Origin of the sequence: Methylobacterium sp. WL18 (assembly GCF_008040015.1) — a bacterium.
GTDB classification, from domain to species: Bacteria; Pseudomonadota; Alphaproteobacteria; order Rhizobiales; family Beijerinckiaceae; genus Methylobacterium; species Methylobacterium mesophilicum.
The window spans coordinates 12,416-28,840 of the sequence record NZ_VRVD01000018.1 but is presented as its reverse complement, the minus strand read 5'-3'; the positions used below and the strand labels follow the sequence as shown (position 1 = coordinate 28,840).

The following is a 16,425-nucleotide window of genomic DNA, read 5'->3' as shown; positions in this document are numbered from 1 at the left end:
CCTTCGAACCGCGCTTGCGCTTGGCCCCGTCGTAGCCCGCCCGCTCGCCGCTCTCGGGCGAGGACCGCAGCGTCCGGCTGTCCAGGATCACCGCCGACGGCTCCGGCTTGCGATCCCCTGCCATCCGGAGAACCGCCCGTAGGTCCCCGGCCACATCGGTGAAGCACTCCGCAGCCAGCCAGCGCTGCGTCTGCTGGTACACCGCCGCCCACGGCGGCAGGTCGTGCGGCATGAACCGCCACGGCGCCCCCGTCTTCACGATGAACCGCAAGCCGTTGAACACCTCGCGCAGGTCGTGGTCACGCTGGCCCGAACTCTCCCGCAGCAGCGCCAGATACGGCGCAACCAGCGCCCATTCCTCATCGGACACGTCAGAGGGATAGCCGGCACGACCTGCGCTCATGCCCAAAAACGCAAACCTCACCCATTCAGTTCATAACAGCCTCTAGGGAACCGGGGGACGGAAGTGCCTTCATCATCCATCAGCCAAATGGTCCCTCAGGAGGGCGAAGAAGCCATATTGAGCTAGGAACCTTCCTAGCCGACGGATCGGGAAAGCCTGAACAGCAAGCCCTGCTTCGATTGATTGGAACGCTGGTGTCCGTTCCGCCGTATGCCGACCAAGGACATAACAGTTAAGCCGGACCGCCAACGGGGTCGGCAAAGCCAACTGCCGTGTTCCAGTCGTCACGGCGAGTGGTTCAAGGAGACGTGTGCTCCTAAAGCATCTATGCGGGTTCGCCCAACTCAGCCGTAAGCGGTTAGGCTACGGAGCTTGGCAGAGAAGCGCCTAAGAATTTGGTCAGCTATCGACCTGCTTGGCAGTGACTTCCACAATCTGACCGTTGGCATCGAGCACCTGGAAGGCAGCCTCGATCGAACGGAGTTGGTAGGATAGAACTTCGGCCGTTCCAGCGTCCCAAGCCTCCCGCAAATCGGCGAACGAGCTTTCCATCCGTTTGGATGGGAGAGGCTCAATTTGGTTTAGAAAAAGGATTCGGACGCCGTAGCTCATGTAGCAGTCATGACACGGCCATCGGCCAGGACCAAGCGAGGGGCAAAACCTAGTAGTGCTGCTTACCCAACCCGCGGGGCGATGGTCCAGAATCTGGCTGGGACTCCCTAAGATGGCTTGGTTGCCGGAACCACCTCGGACAGCTCGAGGTTTCTGTGGGTACACCCGAAGCTTGTCACCCATGAAACGAGGGCCAATGAGTGTGCCTGTTAAGCCGCTGCTCGCCCTTGGATTCGCATTCGCCGCTGGAGTTGGAGTGACGGCAGCGTATGTGGGTGCCAAACCCGAACGGGCGACGACCCACGAAGGGAAGACGAGCAGAATTTTGGACGGCGTCGTCGCATCGGACGCTAAGAAGTCGGCTTCCCCTACATCGATAGGTTCAACTGAAAGTCCGGCATTGGCGGCACCCGACAACCGGTCTGCTGCGAACGGATGGGTTGACCCGGTGAAACAGCCTATTGTGGCGTCGCCACCTCGTCAGCCTTTACCTCCCCTAGTGTTCAACCTGCAAGAAAAGCAGGGAAATGGATCCGACCGAGCAACACATGGAGCCAAATCGGATCCGCAATCGGTTGCCGGTCAATCCATAGTAGCTCAAGTTTCACCGCCTCAACGGCCAGATATTTCGGCGCTTGTCGCTACGCCTGAAAATCGTCCAGCTGCCGCTGGATCTATGACGACAGATCGGACCCTGCCGTCACAACGGGCAGATGCAACCAAGTCAAATCGCAAGCCTTCCGACGGTCGGATCGCTTTTACAAAAGATGAACGAGGCAACCGAATTCTGTCTACATCCAAACGGGCCCAGAGCGCAGATGGAATGGAGAGTGCATACAGCGGCACCTCACAACATTACTACCCCTCAAGCCGAGACCATTACGTCAATTCAAATTATCCAACTCCGCAAACAGACCGCCGAGGCTACAGAGAAGCATCTACGAATACCGCCCCTTCGGGCGTTATGCGCTGGCTGAATCAGTGATGAAAATTGATAGTCGAATGATTGGCATGAAGCATTTCTTGGCGGCCGGCATCTTAACCGTTACTTCGATTGGCCCTGCAAGTGCCATTAGTCCTCGGGAAATGAAAGACCGCACAGCGTTTATTGCCGAACGTTATCTACAGATTTGGTCCTCGAGCAATGTGAGCCCGGTTGCAGGTGTACCTTACATGTATGGGCGAACAGTTCAGTTTTATGGCAAGCCATATACACAAGCAGATCTACAAGCGGAGAAGCGAAGAGCCATCTCACAGTGGCCAGTTCGGCGTTACGTTCACCGACCAGGCACTATGCGCATAGATTGCAACTATGCATTACAGAAATGCGCAGCCCGTTCGACGATTGATTTTTCTGTTTCTAATCCGATCCGGGGCACTCAAAAGAGTGGGTCGGCAAAGTTTGATCTTGGTATTAGTTTTTCGGGTTCCCACCCAGTGATCCTTTATGAGGGCGGCAGCTCAAACAAAAATCGAAATCTCTGACATCCTGTGAAACAACTGCCAACGAATAAGGCGCACCGTTGGCACATAGACGCTGAACCTGGTCGGCCTACAAAAAGAGCTGACCGCCTGTAATCAATGACGTTCCGCTAGAGTAGTTAAGTCGGCAGGGCTGAAGGTATACTGCAAACCCTGCCACACCATTTTAACGGCCTGATGCAGAACCGTTCGTCGGTGATCCTGACCCCGAGCTATCCTGCTTGAAGCCGGCAGCGTTCGGCGGGCCTTTCATTCGACCATCTTGGTTCGGCGTGGAGTCCGGTGTTTGAGCACCGGCTGTTCCTGTAGTTTCCGCCTTACCAAAGCCTGCGGCATTGGGCGATCCCTGCATCCGAGGGGTGGAACCCGAGCTACCGGCGGAATCTTGGTTCTCAGCGGCCAAGCTGGCCGTTCCCATCGACAGCAAGCTTATTGCTGCAATCAAAGCGGTCTTCCGCATGGCAGATTTCCTTAGGCGTTCCTCGGTCACTTCTCCTGAGTGACCTCCTTACCAACGCCTGTGATTTAGCTCCGCTCCCGACGAGAAGGGCTCATAGGGCAGATAGGAGCTGCGGCAGATCAGTGAGGTCCTTCAGGACAGCATGCGGTTGCCAGCGAGGATCGAGGGGCTCACCGACACGATCTATCCAAACCGATCGGATTTTAAGCTCATGGCAGACTTTCATATCTGTGAGTTGGCCCATCCCAACGTGAATCGTTTCCTCCTTGGTGACGCCCAACGTGTTGTAGGCATATTGGAAAAGACGGTGATCCGGCTTGTAGGCTCGAGCCTGCTGAGCCGTGATAACGAATTCGATCGGGACCCCAATCGCCTGAACTGTCTCAGCAATTAGGTCATCCTCTGTGTTGCTGATGATGGCGAGCTTGTAGCGTTGCCGTAGCCGGTTGAGTGCAGCCGGCACCTCAGGATATGGCTCAATCCGTCGGAGGATGGATAGCAGCGTCTGGTGGTCTTCCTCGGTGCCTTGAAAGCCAGTTTCGGCGAGAACCTCATCCAAACTCAGTCGGAGGATCGCCTTGTAGTCCTGGAATGGGGGACGATCTTGATGGAGCACTGCCCTGCTACGCAACTGGTATGCTAGAGTGGCTGATCGTTTCTCTAGGTCGCCCTCTGGTGCGTGTTTGGTGAGGATCGCCTTCGCTGCCTCTCCCACAGCTCGATGCCATCGGACGAGGGTGCCATATGCGTCGAAAGTGATCACCTTCGGAATAGGGGCAAGCTTGAGCATGAGATACCTTGAGTCGAACGCCTTGCACTAAGTAGCCGTGCGATCGGGTGAACACATATAGGTCAGACAAATCAACCGTTGATTGGTAGGTCAGTTCAAGGCGTATCCCAGCAACCCTTCGGACGTTTGGCCTTCACACGCAGGGTCGGTCGAGACAAAGTGGTCATGGTCGGCAGCGTTGCAGCGATAGATCGGATGAGTGCCCGCCTGTCGATTGTCATAGACGTAGCCGGTCTGGCCCAGGGGTGTCTGGCCCTCACAGCTGGGATCACGGCTTAGGAAATGGTCGGAGCCTGCTACGCAGCTCATGAGCTTGGAGGTCCCGAATCTCGGCAGAAGGAACAGAGAGCCGACGTTCGCTTCGAAGGCGTAGCTGGGATCGGTGTAGCCCGTAGTAACCCAATGACCATTCGGTCCGAGGGTCCGCTTGAGTGGGGCACGTTCTGACGTGTTTGTCTCGGTAGCTGTAGCGATCTGCCATGTGCCTGGATACGGATCACCGCCTGAGAAGAAGACGGTGATGTTTGGCAAGAATGACGTGAGATTGCCGTAGGGATCACGTTGAAAGCCAGGGCTGTGGTTCAGGTAGAAGCCTGTGACGTCGCTATTCAAGTAGCCGACGGGGGACCACTTCGCTGGTGTTCCACTTAGGAGGGCTTTCAGCGGCATCTTGAAGAGACCAAGCTGGTAGGTCTCCCTGTCCGGGTTGCGAGCTGGGTCCTTGCAGGCCACCTGTTGACAGTTGCGACCCGGAAGGCCGGTAATGACGTAGACATCGCCTTTGGTTTGATCATAGGCGAAATCCGAATTCGGGTTGACGGTAGTGCCATCAGTTGCCTCGTTCGGTATCCGTATCGGCGGGTCGAAATTCACTCCATCTGCTGTGCGGCGAACGTAAAGATCGCCAAAGCCAGCAATACCCTGGGGACCGCTCAGATCCGTAGTGAAGACGAGCAGATCAGATCGACCATCGACGTTGATCGTTGATGGCTGGCCGTTACCATAATTCCCTTCAGCAACCGCCGGATTGAGCGGCAAGATAACAGGATCGGGATAGTCTACCCAGTTGTTTTTGTCGTTTGAAAAAGCTAACCCGGTTTTGTTATTGTTTCCGGGTGCATTATCGACGCCAGAATAATACATGGCGTAGGCATAGTGTTGATTATCGGCCGAATTAGTGAAACTGCCCTTAATCACGCTAGGATCACAAACATGCATTCGGTTCCAAGAACCAGATGTGGGTTGAAAAACGATTTTAGCTGGCGAAAAACCCCTTTGCACGTTGTAAGATCGATGGAAAATAACGTCCGTCTGGCCCTGTCCACACCACCAAAAATCGGTCGTTCCATTCTCTGTGATAACGCTTGGAGCGTAGTTGTAGCCCTTGGGATTGACCTCGTTAGCGAAGAGAGCTTTCGCTTCTGGGCCTTTCCATGCGGCCTGTGCAGGGTTTAGGAACCTGGGAACAGCAAGTAGGACGGCAACAGACAAGGCGGTAGCCAACTTCCGTTTCACATAACCTCCGAAGGGCTTAGTTAGCTGCGTCAACCAGGTGAAGATTTAGGGCCATCCAACCTTCAATTGTCCAAGCTATTTGACCGTCACGGCCCCTTTAATCGCTTCGTAGTCGCTTCGCTTAAGAACACGTCGGGCAAGAAGCTCATCAACTGAAACGTATGGGCGAAACTCAACGATCCGCTTTCCGATCATTCCCGCCCCGAGGGCGTTCAGTTGCTCCACGGAAGCCGAGTTGAGATCAACGCTGCCAACTGTGGTAGCAGACTGATCCACGGGACTGATTGTTGTCGTGGCGGCGCTTAAGCCGGAGGTCGATGCATCCTCAGGCGATTTGGCCGGTGATCGCATATCCACCGATGCAGATGGACTTACCGTTTCCGTAGAGGGTGATGGCACAGCTGGAGTTGCGGCTGAGGAAGCCGAACCTGACGATTCTCCGCTTAGTGACGGAGGGCCAGTTCGCTGAGCAGAGCCGGAGGATGACCTGGTACCAATCACTCGAATGGGCTGGCCATTCGAATCCGTCGTTCGCTGCTGAGAAAGTGGGACAACGGTAGGCGCCTGCTTTTCCCGACCAGACTGGGGCCGGGGACCGTAACCGACCCATACGCTGGTCAGAACCACTGCGACAACAGCTAGAATGGCGCTGATAAAAAGAGTCGATTTGCCCACTGCCGAAACCTGATTGATGATCTGACGCTTGATTGCCCCGTCGACATGTCTCTATCATGGCGTCCTCTCGGAAGCTCCACCGTAGCTCGGCTTTGAAACGGAGCCCCCTTGGTAGAAACTGAACTAGCTCTCTGATTTTCTTAGCAAAATCACGAAAGCAGACGAGTTCCCACCGCAACACATTGAACCCCTGCCCTAACCGAAACACGGTCGTTCATCGAGGACGTTGACGTTCCTCGGACTAATGTCACGCTTAGCTGCAGCAATCAGCCGGGTATGTTTTTTGCTGCAGGAACGTGCCACGCCCCTAACAGGGCGGGACCCAGCCGAGCCACCTGCATCGCACTTGCTCCCCACACTACCACAGCTGATGGAAACGGTGCCGGCATTGCCCCGTCACCAAACTTCAACCGTCCCCGCAGCATGAACACGTCAGCTGCCCCGGCAATATGCCGGGGCCACCAACGGGTATCGGTACGAGCAGGCACCAGGCCGACCACCACTGCGTTGCTGGCTCCCTCCTCGGCACACTTGGCAATCCAGGAGCCAATCTGACGCCCGTAGGGTGGGTTCACGAACACAAGCCCTCGCCAAGGCACGGCCAAGCCGTTGTCATGAATGGTAAGCCGGACCCGAGCTTTCACCCGTGCCCTGTTGGCGTCCGTTGAGGCTGCGCATGGATCTAGATCAAACCGACCGAAGACGCTTTCCAGAGCGGCCACAAGCTCCGGCGGGGTCTCCCAGCCGTGATGGACTGAGCTATTGCCGGCTGTAATGAAGAACCCAACCGTCGCATCCATCGGGGCAAGGTACAGTCCGGCCACGACTGCCGTCCCGTAGATTTCAAGACTTTCCAAACGACCGGGCCCGCCAGCTTCAAGGGCGGACAATGTGGTACGTGATACTCCAAGCATGCAAGCCAGTGCCCGCCGACTCACTCCACGCCGCTTCCGTAAAGCAGCCAAGGAGGGACCTAGGGGACCTACGACCAGACTGCGGCCTCGTATTTCGTACCCAAGTGCTCCCAACGCCGCCCATAAACTCGTAAGCGTGCCCCGGCCCTGTTCCAGGTTATGCACTGCTGCAACCCCGATCCCAGCTACTTCAGCAAGTTGAAGCTGTGTCATTTGTTTAAGGCGCACCGCTCGAAACGCCGACCCAATCGCCGAAAGTTGGGCCACAGCGATCCTCCACCATCCCGAAATACCCGGATAGTTGGGCCAACCCGATACCTTGAGTCAACAGATAGTTTAGTGGGGTATACTTCGTGCTGCGTCTCCAATGACGTCGACAATCGTGCTTTCCGTCATATCTAGCACGACGGCCAAGCTGCAAGCATCACGAGGTTTTGTTGAAGGTTGGAGCAATCGCTTAATGCAGGTATCAAACGTCAGATTTCAACCGCCGGGTTTCTGAGACACGTTCGTTGGAATTCAGAAGGAATTTAAGAAGATATCCGAAGGCTATCGGATACGTTTCGGACGTTGAGTGCTGCTGATTGACCCCTAGGAACGATCGCAACCAAGAGCTATCGTGCTACCTGCTGGCCCTGAGACCAGCTGGATGGGTAAGATGAAAAAGTGCAGCACCCTTGTAACAAGGATGCTACACTCTCTCAATTCGATTTGTAGAACGAAATTCTAAGGCAGTCAGTCTCGTCTTGAAGGAGAAGAAGAACAACAACCTTCAAAGAATTCACGTGCCTTCTTCATCGTCAAATTACCAATATAGCCTTTAGCTTCTCTCAGCTCTCTGACTGCCTTTCTACGTAACACGTTTATTCTTCTCGGCTTGCCTATAAAGGCATTCGTTACATCATCGTAGGTTAAACAAACTTTCAAACTTCCGATAGGAATTCCAGACCCTGCTGGATGGCATGTGTGACAACAGAACTGAGGCTTAGGATAACTTGAGTGAAACAGAAATTTAGTGGCTTGTGAGCCACATCGACAATTCTTACAGAACTCTTTGTTGTCAATTATTCGCTTCAAGCGTCTAATCTCTTTAAAAATGGCTGTCGATGGGTCACATGTTCTATAGAGGTAATCAGCGTAACTCATGTCTCTCAATAAAACCCAGTAAAGAGACCGTCCTGGGTAAGAACCACCAATCAAAATAAGTCCTGAGGTTCTCCACCTATTAGGTGTTGTATCGTAGTCTGATTGAAAGATGTTGTAGCAAGTCATGTGCTATCCATGAATTAGTCTATATCAATGTAGACATTGAAAGACGTGTGTAAGTGAACGTGAAGGAAGAATGAGAGAGAGAAAATATAGGACGAAGGGACCGTTGGAGCGGCCCTTCACCAGTTCTCTCTCACTCCTCCCTATGTGGAACCTTTTTGAGATTTAATTTTTCGAAATCTCATCAGAAGCTATCAGTGTCAACGAACTTAGACCAAGCTCTATTCATGTGTTTTTTAGTTTCTTTCTCACAACGCTCTGGAACTATGAAAGAGTCATGCACAGGCAGGACCGGTATTCCGTCTCGATGACATGCTTTAATGACATCTAATGCTATTTCACTGTCTATCTTCTGAAGTTCTACTCCTTTGTCTTTTGCTATGAATTTCTCTATTTGCCAGTTTCGAATACTTACCTCAACATAGAGTTGCCTTGCGTATTTAAATGTGCAAGACAATTTCTTCTGAATAGCGTGAATAGCCTCGCACGGATGGCCTGCATTTATCGCTATTAATAGAGAGTATTTGTAGTGCTTTGGGTTAATACTTTCATCGACATCGTATATGTCGAAATCTCCTTTAAGTGGACAGCCGGCCATCCCGTAAGCTAACTTCGGATGCATTGACTTAAAATCAGGCTCTGCCGTTGGCTCACCGTTGATAGTCATACGCTTCCGATTGTCTTTTGGTATGCCTTGCCATGGGCCATATAGACGGCCACCACATTCAAATGACTCTCTACAAAAGGTGCGACGGATACGCGGATTTCGGTAAGGGATTGAGATATTTACTTGCTTATGTACCTTGTCTGTTACATGCGGTATGATGATGTGACGGTCGTTTCTTTCCACGCCGTCCATGGCAACATTGAAATCGACGGTGCTCATAATGGAATTGATTTCTTGTATCTCACTTCTCATCGCTGAAGTAAGTTCCGTCTCTTCGTAATGAATGCGTTTCTTTGTAAGACCGTTTAACCAAATGCACTCATGCTGAACCGAGACAATCTTGACGTTTTGACAGTCTTTAACAAGTTTCGGTGTTGCGTAAATTGTCGATTGAACACCTTGCCGTCCTTCTTTCGGAGAACATGCGGGGGCAATCCAGCTATATACGTAGCCCGCATCAACAAGTATTTGAACTTCCTTGAGAATTTTTGCGTAAGTGAAACCACGACCTCCATATCGTCTTTTTCCTGAGTAGGATGTCTTTCTTCTTGAGTATGCGACTGCCTTTCCTCTTTCAGCGGCATCTAATAGTGCTGCGACTATCATTCGCATCGTTCCATGTTGGTTATCCTTCAAACCTAGTTGCTCTGGCAATCCAGGAATTATGTCTAAACTGAAATCCAGCATGCAGTCGTCGTTCAGATAATCATTATCTTCGAACAGGTCGAATTCGTTGGTAATTTGTTCGCTCAATTGTGAAACCTAAAAAATCATGAGTCCGCATCATTCCAAGTAAAAGGAACTTTGCGTCGCTCTGGGCGTTAATCGGATTGAAAGCAGAAGTTTTTGCTAAGTGTTTTATTTGGAAATGTGATACCGATAAGAAAGAAGTTGAATTTTTCTCTCATCTTATCTTATGTTATGTTATGTTATGTTATTACCTAGCTGGAGTGCGTTCGCCGGCTGATTGCACGGTCAAAGCGACATTCTTGTTTTACTGCTCCCAGATAAGGAAGGCTCTCCCCGGAGGTTTCGCTGAATTTCTATCTATGGTAGAGCTTATTCTACTCTAGATAGAATATCCTGGCGAAAACTGGCCCAAGAAGTTTTGGAAGATGAAGCTCTCTCGGTTCTTCACGATCTGACGCCGCTTCCGGCACCCGCAATCCGTGCTTCCAAACCGGCTTACGTTCCAGAGCAACGTTCCATCGTTGGGAACTGCTCAACTCAGACCAGCCGGAAATGCCGATCTCCAGCTGCTTACTGCCAAGCTAGAGACGTTCGTGCCTGGTGATGGAGACGTCTATCTCGGCGAGTTCCAGGTGTTACCCTGAGACGTGAGTCATTAGTGACGCAAGTCGGTGAAATCCGTCTTCAGCCCGACAAGAAGAAACTCTCAAGCCGCACGCTCGGTCGGACGGATTCAGCGATCTCTTTATGGATGCAGCTGATCGCTCTGCACGAAATTCCTTATTGCCTTCTCGTGCTTCAGAAAAGGAAGGCTTTCCCAGGCAACTTCGATTATCGCTCTTAGGTTGCAGAAATCTAAACTTAGAGTTGCTTCTCTGTCCGGAAATCGGACATGCAAGTTGTGAAAGCAACGGATTAGGTACGATCGTTACGAAGTTCCGGCTGGTTGGGCGTCCGGCTGCGGACCAGTTCGGGTTCAAGCCGAGGCGCCGATTTGGCAGCACCGTTCACTGATTGACGGTCCCTTCGGCCAAGCTAGCGAGATCACCTTCCTGGCAAGTCAGCTGTGTGCAGTTCGCTCTCTTCATCAGCGACGGCAATCGCTACCGATTTACACCTGCATCAGGATCGCCTTGTTCTCAACCAGAAGTTCGGTCACAGGGGCCGCAAAGCTCCCCGACTGATTGAGGAACGTAACCCGATATGGCTGGAATTCCATGGTCTATCATTCTAGACCCACATCGACTCGAGGAACTCAGCTCGTTGAATATACTCGACACTAAGCCAGAGCAGTCATACGATGATTTAGCTGCTATAGCCCGATTGATATGCGGCACTCCAGTCGCAAACGTAACCTTAGTCTCCGATGACAGACAGTGGTTTAAATCAGCCGTTGGAACCGATGTGCTGGAAACGCCGATAGAGCAATCTGTCTGTGCTCATACAATCGGCGAAGAAGACATTTTAATTATCAATGATTTGACTCGGGACGTTAGGACATCAGACAATACGCTGGTGACTGGAGATCGTTCGCTTAGATTTTATGCAGGGGTTCCGCTTAGACTCGACGGGAGCTTCGCTGTCGGCACGCTTTGTGTAATCGATACGAAAGCACACCCTCACGGTCTGAGTTTCGAACAGGTCGAAGCTCTCAAGGCTCTTGGTCGCCAAGCGACAATCCTGCTTCAGGTTCGCAGGTTTCTTGCGACTACCAACCAGACGCTCGAAAGAGATGTCTCCATTGACGGGACCTTGGAAGAAATTTCCGACGCTCTGCTCAAGGCATACAGACTTAACAAGATATACAAGGATGGTGTTCTTGAAAACCTGCTCTTCAGCAGCTTGAGCCACATCGCCATCGGCATCGCTCGGTCCGGAAAATCAGTCGAAACAGTTCTGAATTGATGCTCTGCAATTTTTGATGCGACGTGGAGCATCCTGATGAGTAAAAATGATTTCGAAAATAGCCGTATCCTCAAAAGCATCGCTGATGCGCTTGGAACGGAACCAGCTGCCTTTTACACCGATGAAGGCTTACCATCCAAGGCCCTGGAGATCCGAGAGCTTCTGGAGTCGTTCGATCGCATCAGAGATCCGAGTGACCGGCGCATCTGCCTCGATTTCATCAACTCGGTCGTGGCCCGGCAGGGAGCGGTCCCCGATGGATCTTGAGTTCGGCCATCAGGAGCGACGCAGTGCTAGCGATCGTCCAAATCCAACCAGGAGCATCTCTGTAAGACGACGAAGATCGGGGTAATCACCCCGCTTCAGGATTGAGTGCATCTCAAGGCAGCGGTCAGCAGCAGCAATCAACGGATCCTCAACCACATGGTTGAGCGAAGCGGCAGGCATGAAAACGTCAGAGTGAGCGTCAGTGGTATCGATGTAGGCGCCTTGGCCCCGCATCCTGCCAGACTCATCCGGCACGAGGGTTCCACGGTTCAGGACCCAACGAACCCCCGTCTCGGTCACCACTCTGAACTCAGCCGAGAACGAGCCTCCCGTCTGCCTCACACGACGGATGCGTTCGAACACCCACCCCTTATCGTCGATATGGATCCGCCCCAGGGCCACCTCCATAGGGAGGGGTTCACCAGCCAAGCTCGGATTGCCTGCCAACAGAGCGGCCGCACCTTCATCGAGCCGAGAACGTCCAGCTGTTACGTTCGTGTTCCAGAAGCCAACAAACCCAGCTGCTGTTAGAGCTGGCTCTACGCTTAATAATGAATTCATTTATCCCCACCTCTGAGTTCAACCTAGGAACTCGCTCGGTGGATGAATAGTTTCAGTCGTCCTTTTTATCTGAGTCGTGCAGCATCACCGAATGCGGTTCGGTGACGCTGCCACAGTTGCATTTCTCCGGCCATTGAGCTGTAAGAGAAATCTTCTCTTCCGGGCCATATCCGTAGAAATCTAATCTACTCAAATAATGTGGGGATTTTTGATGTCTGAGCATGCCAGCGGAAACAAATTGCGGTTGATAGCACGGACCCTTGAGATTTCTGAAGATGCATTCCTGCCTGGAGGCGGCTCGGAGCATGAGAACTTCATTATCTCTACCATGACTGAACTTTCAGAAATTATCGATATATTTTGCAACATTCAGGACTCGGCCTTGCGCAGAGGATGCCTCGATTTTGTTCGTAACGCCGCATCGAAATGTGCGGCAAATCGATAACTTCTTGCATGGAATATAAATAAATCGATTGCTATATGTCGTTCATTAGTCATTTGCTAGCGTGGCTGTTTGTCCGAAGACGTCGGAAGTAGGTGTAAAACGTGTCTCGGTTGACGCCGAGCTGCTTGGTTATTTCAGCGATGCTTATCGTCCCAGCCTGAAGCAAAGCCGGACCGACCTCGATGTCTTCTGCGGACAGTTTCTTGCGTCGTCCTCCCTTACGACCATGAGCAAGGGCTGCCTTGAGCCCTTCCATCGCCCTCTCTCAGTTGAGGTCGAGGAAATACTCCGCGATGGCTCCGTGGAGCTGACGGGCAAACCGGCCGTGGGCGGTTTCGCTGTCGAACTGCTCGGTGAGGCTTGGAAAGTGTACGTTCTGCTATCGCAATCCGTCGATGGTCCGCATCATCTCGCAAGCCTGAGCGCTAACTGACGCTTTGAGAAACGTGTGGGGACGGGTGGTGAAAACACCTTGCGCCTTCAGACTGCCCACCCAGTGGGCGGAAGCGTCTATGGAGGCTGAACGTGGCGTAAGGTGAATCATTGATAAATACCCAAAGAAACCGCTCATTTAGGCGTGGGTACTTATTTCAACGTCTATTTTTCCGCTGTTTTTTCGTCCTAGAAAGACAACGTCAGCATTAATAGCAACCAATTAGCAATACATATTCCGCCAATGTGGTGCCGTTAGAAAAAGCGATTCCCGGTGAGGGGGTCGAAATTCACATGACGTGCACAGAATGTGGAAACGGCTCCCGCTCACGACACGGATAGGCAATGGGGTGGCACTGACCACCCTTCGGTCTGTTCTAGACCCGTTTGGTAGGGCTTCCCGTGAGCTGTCCCGTAACCGGGGTGGATCCTCGGCGGTCGAGTTCGCCCTCGTGGCCGTTCCCTTTTTGGCTCTCTCAGGAGCAATTCTTGAGGCTGGTGTGACCTACTTTGCTCAGGGCATCCTTCAGCAAGCCGTAGTCGATGCTGGACGTCAGATTTACACAGGCCAGTTTCAAACGGCGAACGCCAACGTCACGGACTCAACGACCCTGCTCAACAACTTCCGGACCGCCATGTGCTACCCGGGAGGTCGAGCACGCATCACGGTGTTCCCGTGCTCTAACGTCCGTATCAGCATCACGAAGGCTGCGAGCTTTGGTTCAGCAACGCCGGTGCAAGCAACCTCGACCAATCCTAAGACTGGTATCTCGGACTGGAACGCAAGTTTCCCATCATACAGCTGTGCACGAGCAAGCGACGTGATCGTGGTCCAAGCAGCAGTAGACGTGCCTGTCTATTTTCCCCTACTCGGAGCAGCCTACGCCACCTTACCGAATCGTCGTCGCCTCCTACAAGCAGCCACTGTCTTCCAGGTTGAGCCGTTCAACTCGAACGCTGCCTGCTCATCCAGCTCCTAAACTGCCTCGCCATGAATATCATTGCAAACAATATCCATCGGCTTGGAAAAGAAAAAGGTGGCGTGGCGGCTTTAGAGTTCGCCCTAATACTTCCACTTCTAATCACGTTGTATTTTGGTTTGATTGAACTGGTGCGTGCCATTGATACTGGCCGGAAGACCACGCTCTATGCACGAACCATTGCAGACCTTTCGGGTCGTGCCACCAACGGCAATCCCAGCACAGCTGACATGGATGCAATAATAAATGCCGCTGGTCCAATCATGCGCCCCTATCCAACTATCAATTTGCAAATTGCCATTCATTCAATGGGTGTCGAAAAGATATCTGGTGCGCTGTTTGGTGGAGTTTGCTCAAGTTATCCCCTGAATGCTCGCCCTGTTCTCACAATCAACGGCAACAGCGGACTGCCAAATACTCCAGCCACATTCCAATATGACGGCGCCAGGTATGTTCTAGCTGAAGTGACAGTAGCCTACGTCCCAATAATTGGCTCCAAGCTCTACCAAATGATTTTTGGTTCAAGGGGCCTTGTCTTCAGTCGGCAAATCTCATGGGCGCAACGTCTCGATAAGGGCGAAGTCGTCATGCCAGGGGGCTCTAAGTGTCCGACCTATTAAACCGTCTTTACCATCACATGAAATGGGCATTCAATTTGCTTCAAAACAACGTTTTTCGTAGCTTTAAGCGGGATCAAAATGGCCAGATAGCAATCCTTTTTGCGTTGCTCAGTATGCCGATGCTTTTCGCAGCGGGTGCTGCGATAGATTATGGACGTCGTAACGCTGCGAAAGCTCAACTTGACGCCGCAGTCGATTCTGCAGTTTTAGGCGTTATAACGCAGAAGACAAACACGCTCACGAGCGACATGTTAACTAGCGCAAGAACTCAATTTATGGCGGATGCGGCCAAGCTGCCGGGTGTAACAATAACTTCGTTTACTCCAACGCCGCTTCCGGGCGCAACTCAGGTTGGTATCACTGCCAATTATACAGCAACGGTCAAAACGACATTAGGTAGCATGATGAATGTCGTGACGATGAACATTTCTGGTCAATCCGGAAGCGTTCGAAACGTTGCTCAATATATCGATTTTTACTTACTTCTGGATAATTCCCCCTCAATGGGCCTTGCGGCCACAGCAGCCGATATAACGAATATGCAAAGAGTCGCTAATGGCTGCGCTTTCGCATGCCATCTGTTAAATAGCAACGGTACTGAGAACAATAACGACAATTACAATATTGCAAAAAGAAACAACATCAAGCTCAGAATACAAGTGCTCCGTGATGCAGTGTCCAATTTGGTTGACTCTGCGAAGTCCAGCATGAACTTAACTCAGCAGTTCAGAATGGAGATGTGGACCTTTAGCGACTTCCAAACAAAGCTTATGTCACTGACCCCATCTCTGGATCTAGTGAAATCCGCATCCAGCCAAATTGATTTGGCATATTCATATCAAGATCAGAGGGATAGTCAAACCGCCTACGAGCGTGCGATTTCGAAAATGACAAGTCAGATACCAGCAAGTGGCAACGGCGTTACCGCCGCTACTCCTATACGCTTCTTGTTCTTCGTCACTGATGGGGTTCAAGATACCCCTATCGACGGAACGATGAGCAATCAGAGTTCCGGATATAAAATCAACAACAATCGCTTTATCAGCGCCATCAGTCCGTCTACCTGTCAGACAATGAAAAACAGCAACATAAAAATCGGAATTATTTACACACAGTATCTTCCATTGTATAGCGACGATTTCTACAACCAAAACGTGAAGCCATTTGAAAACAATATCGGTCCGATGCTGAAAAGCTGCGCAACTGACGGGCTCTATTTTCCCGTTGCGACAAACGGCGATATCAATCAGGCAATGCAGCAGCTATTCAGTGCCGCCCTTGCTTCAGTGCGTATCACCAATTAGCTCCCCCGTTCTTCGACCAACTATTTTAGTCGCAAGAGCGGCGTACCGCCCGGGTTCATACAGGGCCTAACGGTCAATCGAGTCAATCTGGTCATTAATCATTCATTAACCATTTCATTCCATCCAAGGACAGGAACGAATGGGGAACGGACCATGCAGCAGTCAAGAATCTCTCTTACCTCCGCTCTGTCCGAGGGAACACGTTTGGCCTTCGCAGCGAGCATTAGAACAACGTATGCTAGCTTGGGCGCTGAACCACTTCCGATGGTCCACGTTGACCTGCTACTGACAATGAGGAGACACGAAAGGCTACATAGGCCAATTAAGTCGGGCAGCCCAAAGCTTTTTTGATAATGGTCCAAAGCTGTCCAGCAAGGAGCCTCAATTCGCTTCGTCGATTATGTGGCTCGACGGTATTGCTATTTGCTCCTGCA

13 protein-coding genes and 1 pseudogene are annotated in these 16,425 nt (G+C 51.8%); 6 read left to right on the top strand and 8 right to left on the bottom strand.

Going from position 1 to position 16,425, the window contains the following annotated elements; translation table 11 throughout:
- Positions 1–403: transposase (locus FV228_RS03825; protein WP_147853369.1), on the bottom strand; the 403-nt coding region annotated here is incomplete at its 3' end.
- Between the two features lie 399 nt (positions 404–802).
- Positions 803–1,015 (bottom strand): hypothetical protein, encoded by a 213-nt coding sequence (locus FV228_RS03815; protein WP_147853368.1) that lies wholly within the window; start codon positions 1,013–1,015, stop codon positions 803–805.
- 1,002 nt (positions 1,016–2,017) lie between these two features.
- On the opposite strand from FV228_RS03815, the gene FV228_RS03810 reads away from it, so the two are divergent.
- The gene (locus tag FV228_RS03810; protein ID WP_147853367.1) at positions 2,018–2,500 is read left to right on the top strand and encodes a hypothetical protein; all 483 of its coding nucleotides are present in this window, start codon (positions 2,018–2,020) and stop codon (positions 2,498–2,500) included.
- 548 nt (positions 2,501–3,048) lie between these two features.
- Here the strand turns inward: FV228_RS03810 and FV228_RS03800 are convergent.
- The 4 genes from FV228_RS03800 to FV228_RS03780 form a co-directional block, all read right to left on the bottom strand.
- A complete protein-coding gene (locus tag FV228_RS03800) occupies positions 3,049–3,747 on the bottom strand; it encodes an HAD-IA family hydrolase (RefSeq protein ID WP_147853365.1) in 699 nt (232 codons plus the stop codon).
- A 90-nt stretch (positions 3,748–3,837) separates the two neighbouring features.
- Positions 3,838–5,262, bottom strand: a complete 1,425-nt coding sequence (locus tag FV228_RS03795; protein ID WP_147853364.1) for a hypothetical protein — start codon at positions 5,260–5,262, stop codon at positions 3,838–3,840.
- Positions 5,263–5,337: 75 nt separating this feature from the next.
- Positions 5,338–5,613 carry a helix-hairpin-helix domain-containing protein gene (locus FV228_RS34745; protein ID WP_147853371.1) on the bottom strand — a complete coding sequence of 92 codons (276 nt, stop codon included), beginning with the start codon at positions 5,611–5,613 and terminating at the stop codon, positions 5,338–5,340.
- A gap of 2,691 nt (positions 5,614–8,304) precedes the next feature.
- Complete coding sequence (locus FV228_RS03780; RefSeq protein WP_147853362.1) at positions 8,305–9,540, bottom strand: hypothetical protein; 1,236 nt, start codon at positions 9,538–9,540, stop codon at positions 8,305–8,307.
- 1,200 nt (positions 9,541–10,740) lie between these two features.
- Between FV228_RS03780 and FV228_RS03775 the strand changes: the two genes are divergently transcribed.
- The gene (locus FV228_RS03775; RefSeq protein WP_187277624.1) at positions 10,741–11,382 is read left to right on the top strand and encodes a GAF domain-containing protein; all 642 of its coding nucleotides are present in this window, start codon (positions 10,741–10,743) and stop codon (positions 11,380–11,382) included.
- A gap of 36 nt (positions 11,383–11,418) precedes the next feature.
- Positions 11,419–11,649 carry a hypothetical protein gene (locus FV228_RS03770; protein WP_147853360.1) on the top strand — a complete coding sequence of 77 codons (231 nt, stop codon included), beginning with the start codon at positions 11,419–11,421 and terminating at the stop codon, positions 11,647–11,649.
- A 9-nt stretch (positions 11,650–11,658) separates the two neighbouring features.
- Here FV228_RS03770 and FV228_RS03765 read toward each other — a convergent pair whose 3' ends face one another.
- The gene (locus tag FV228_RS03765) at positions 11,659–12,057 is read right to left on the bottom strand and encodes a PAS domain-containing protein (protein ID WP_246693816.1); all 399 of its coding nucleotides are present in this window, start codon (positions 12,055–12,057) and stop codon (positions 11,659–11,661) included.
- A gap of 647 nt (positions 12,058–12,704) precedes the next feature.
- Positions 12,705–13,067 (bottom strand): annotated as a pseudogene (locus FV228_RS03760) (recombinase family protein); the annotation flags it as partial.
- A gap of 328 nt (positions 13,068–13,395) precedes the next feature.
- Here FV228_RS03760 and FV228_RS03755 point away from each other — a divergent pair.
- Genes FV228_RS03755 through FV228_RS03745 form a run of 3 tightly spaced genes read left to right on the top strand, consistent with a single transcriptional unit; the run spans position 13,396 to position 15,991 of the window.
- On the top strand, positions 13,396–14,067 hold the full coding sequence (locus FV228_RS03755; protein ID WP_147853358.1) for a TadE/TadG family type IV pilus assembly protein: 672 nt from the start codon (positions 13,396–13,398) through the stop codon (positions 14,065–14,067).
- A gap of 11 nt (positions 14,068–14,078) precedes the next feature.
- Positions 14,079–14,687, top strand: a complete 609-nt coding sequence (locus FV228_RS03750; RefSeq protein ID WP_147853357.1) for a TadE/TadG family type IV pilus assembly protein — start codon at positions 14,079–14,081, stop codon at positions 14,685–14,687.
- 17 nt (positions 14,688–14,704) lie between these two features.
- Positions 14,705–15,991, top strand: coding sequence for a TadE/TadG family type IV pilus assembly protein (locus FV228_RS03745; RefSeq protein ID WP_147853356.1), 1,287 nt, complete (start codon positions 14,705–14,707; stop codon positions 15,989–15,991).
- Positions 15,992–16,425 lie beyond the last annotated feature (434 nt).

Bases quoted from the DNA above. Each gene is read 5' to 3' on its own strand.
- FV228_RS03815 (WP_147853368.1), bottom strand. From the start codon at position 1,015: ATGAGCTACGGCGTCCGAATCCTTTTTCTAAACCAAATTGAGCCTCTC.
- FV228_RS03750 (WP_147853357.1), top strand. From the start codon at position 14,079: ATGAATATCATTGCAAACAATATCCATCGGCTTGGAAAAGAAAAAGGT.
- FV228_RS03800 (WP_147853365.1), bottom strand. From the start codon at position 3,747: ATGCTCAAGCTTGCCCCTATTCCGAAGGTGATCACTTTCGACGCATAT.
- FV228_RS03765 (WP_246693816.1), bottom strand. From the start codon at position 12,057: ATGGAGGTGGCCCTGGGGCGGATCCATATCGACGATAAGGGGTGGGTG.
- FV228_RS03770 (WP_147853360.1), top strand. From the start codon at position 11,419: ATGAGTAAAAATGATTTCGAAAATAGCCGTATCCTCAAAAGCATCGCT.
- FV228_RS03810 (WP_147853367.1), top strand. From the start codon at position 2,018: ATGATTGGCATGAAGCATTTCTTGGCGGCCGGCATCTTAACCGTTACT.
- FV228_RS03755 (WP_147853358.1), top strand. From the start codon at position 13,396: ATGTGGAAACGGCTCCCGCTCACGACACGGATAGGCAATGGGGTGGCA.
- FV228_RS03745 (WP_147853356.1), top strand. From the start codon at position 14,705: ATGAAATGGGCATTCAATTTGCTTCAAAACAACGTTTTTCGTAGCTTT.
- FV228_RS34745 (WP_147853371.1), bottom strand. From the start codon at position 5,613: ATGCGATCACCGGCCAAATCGCCTGAGGATGCATCGACCTCCGGCTTA.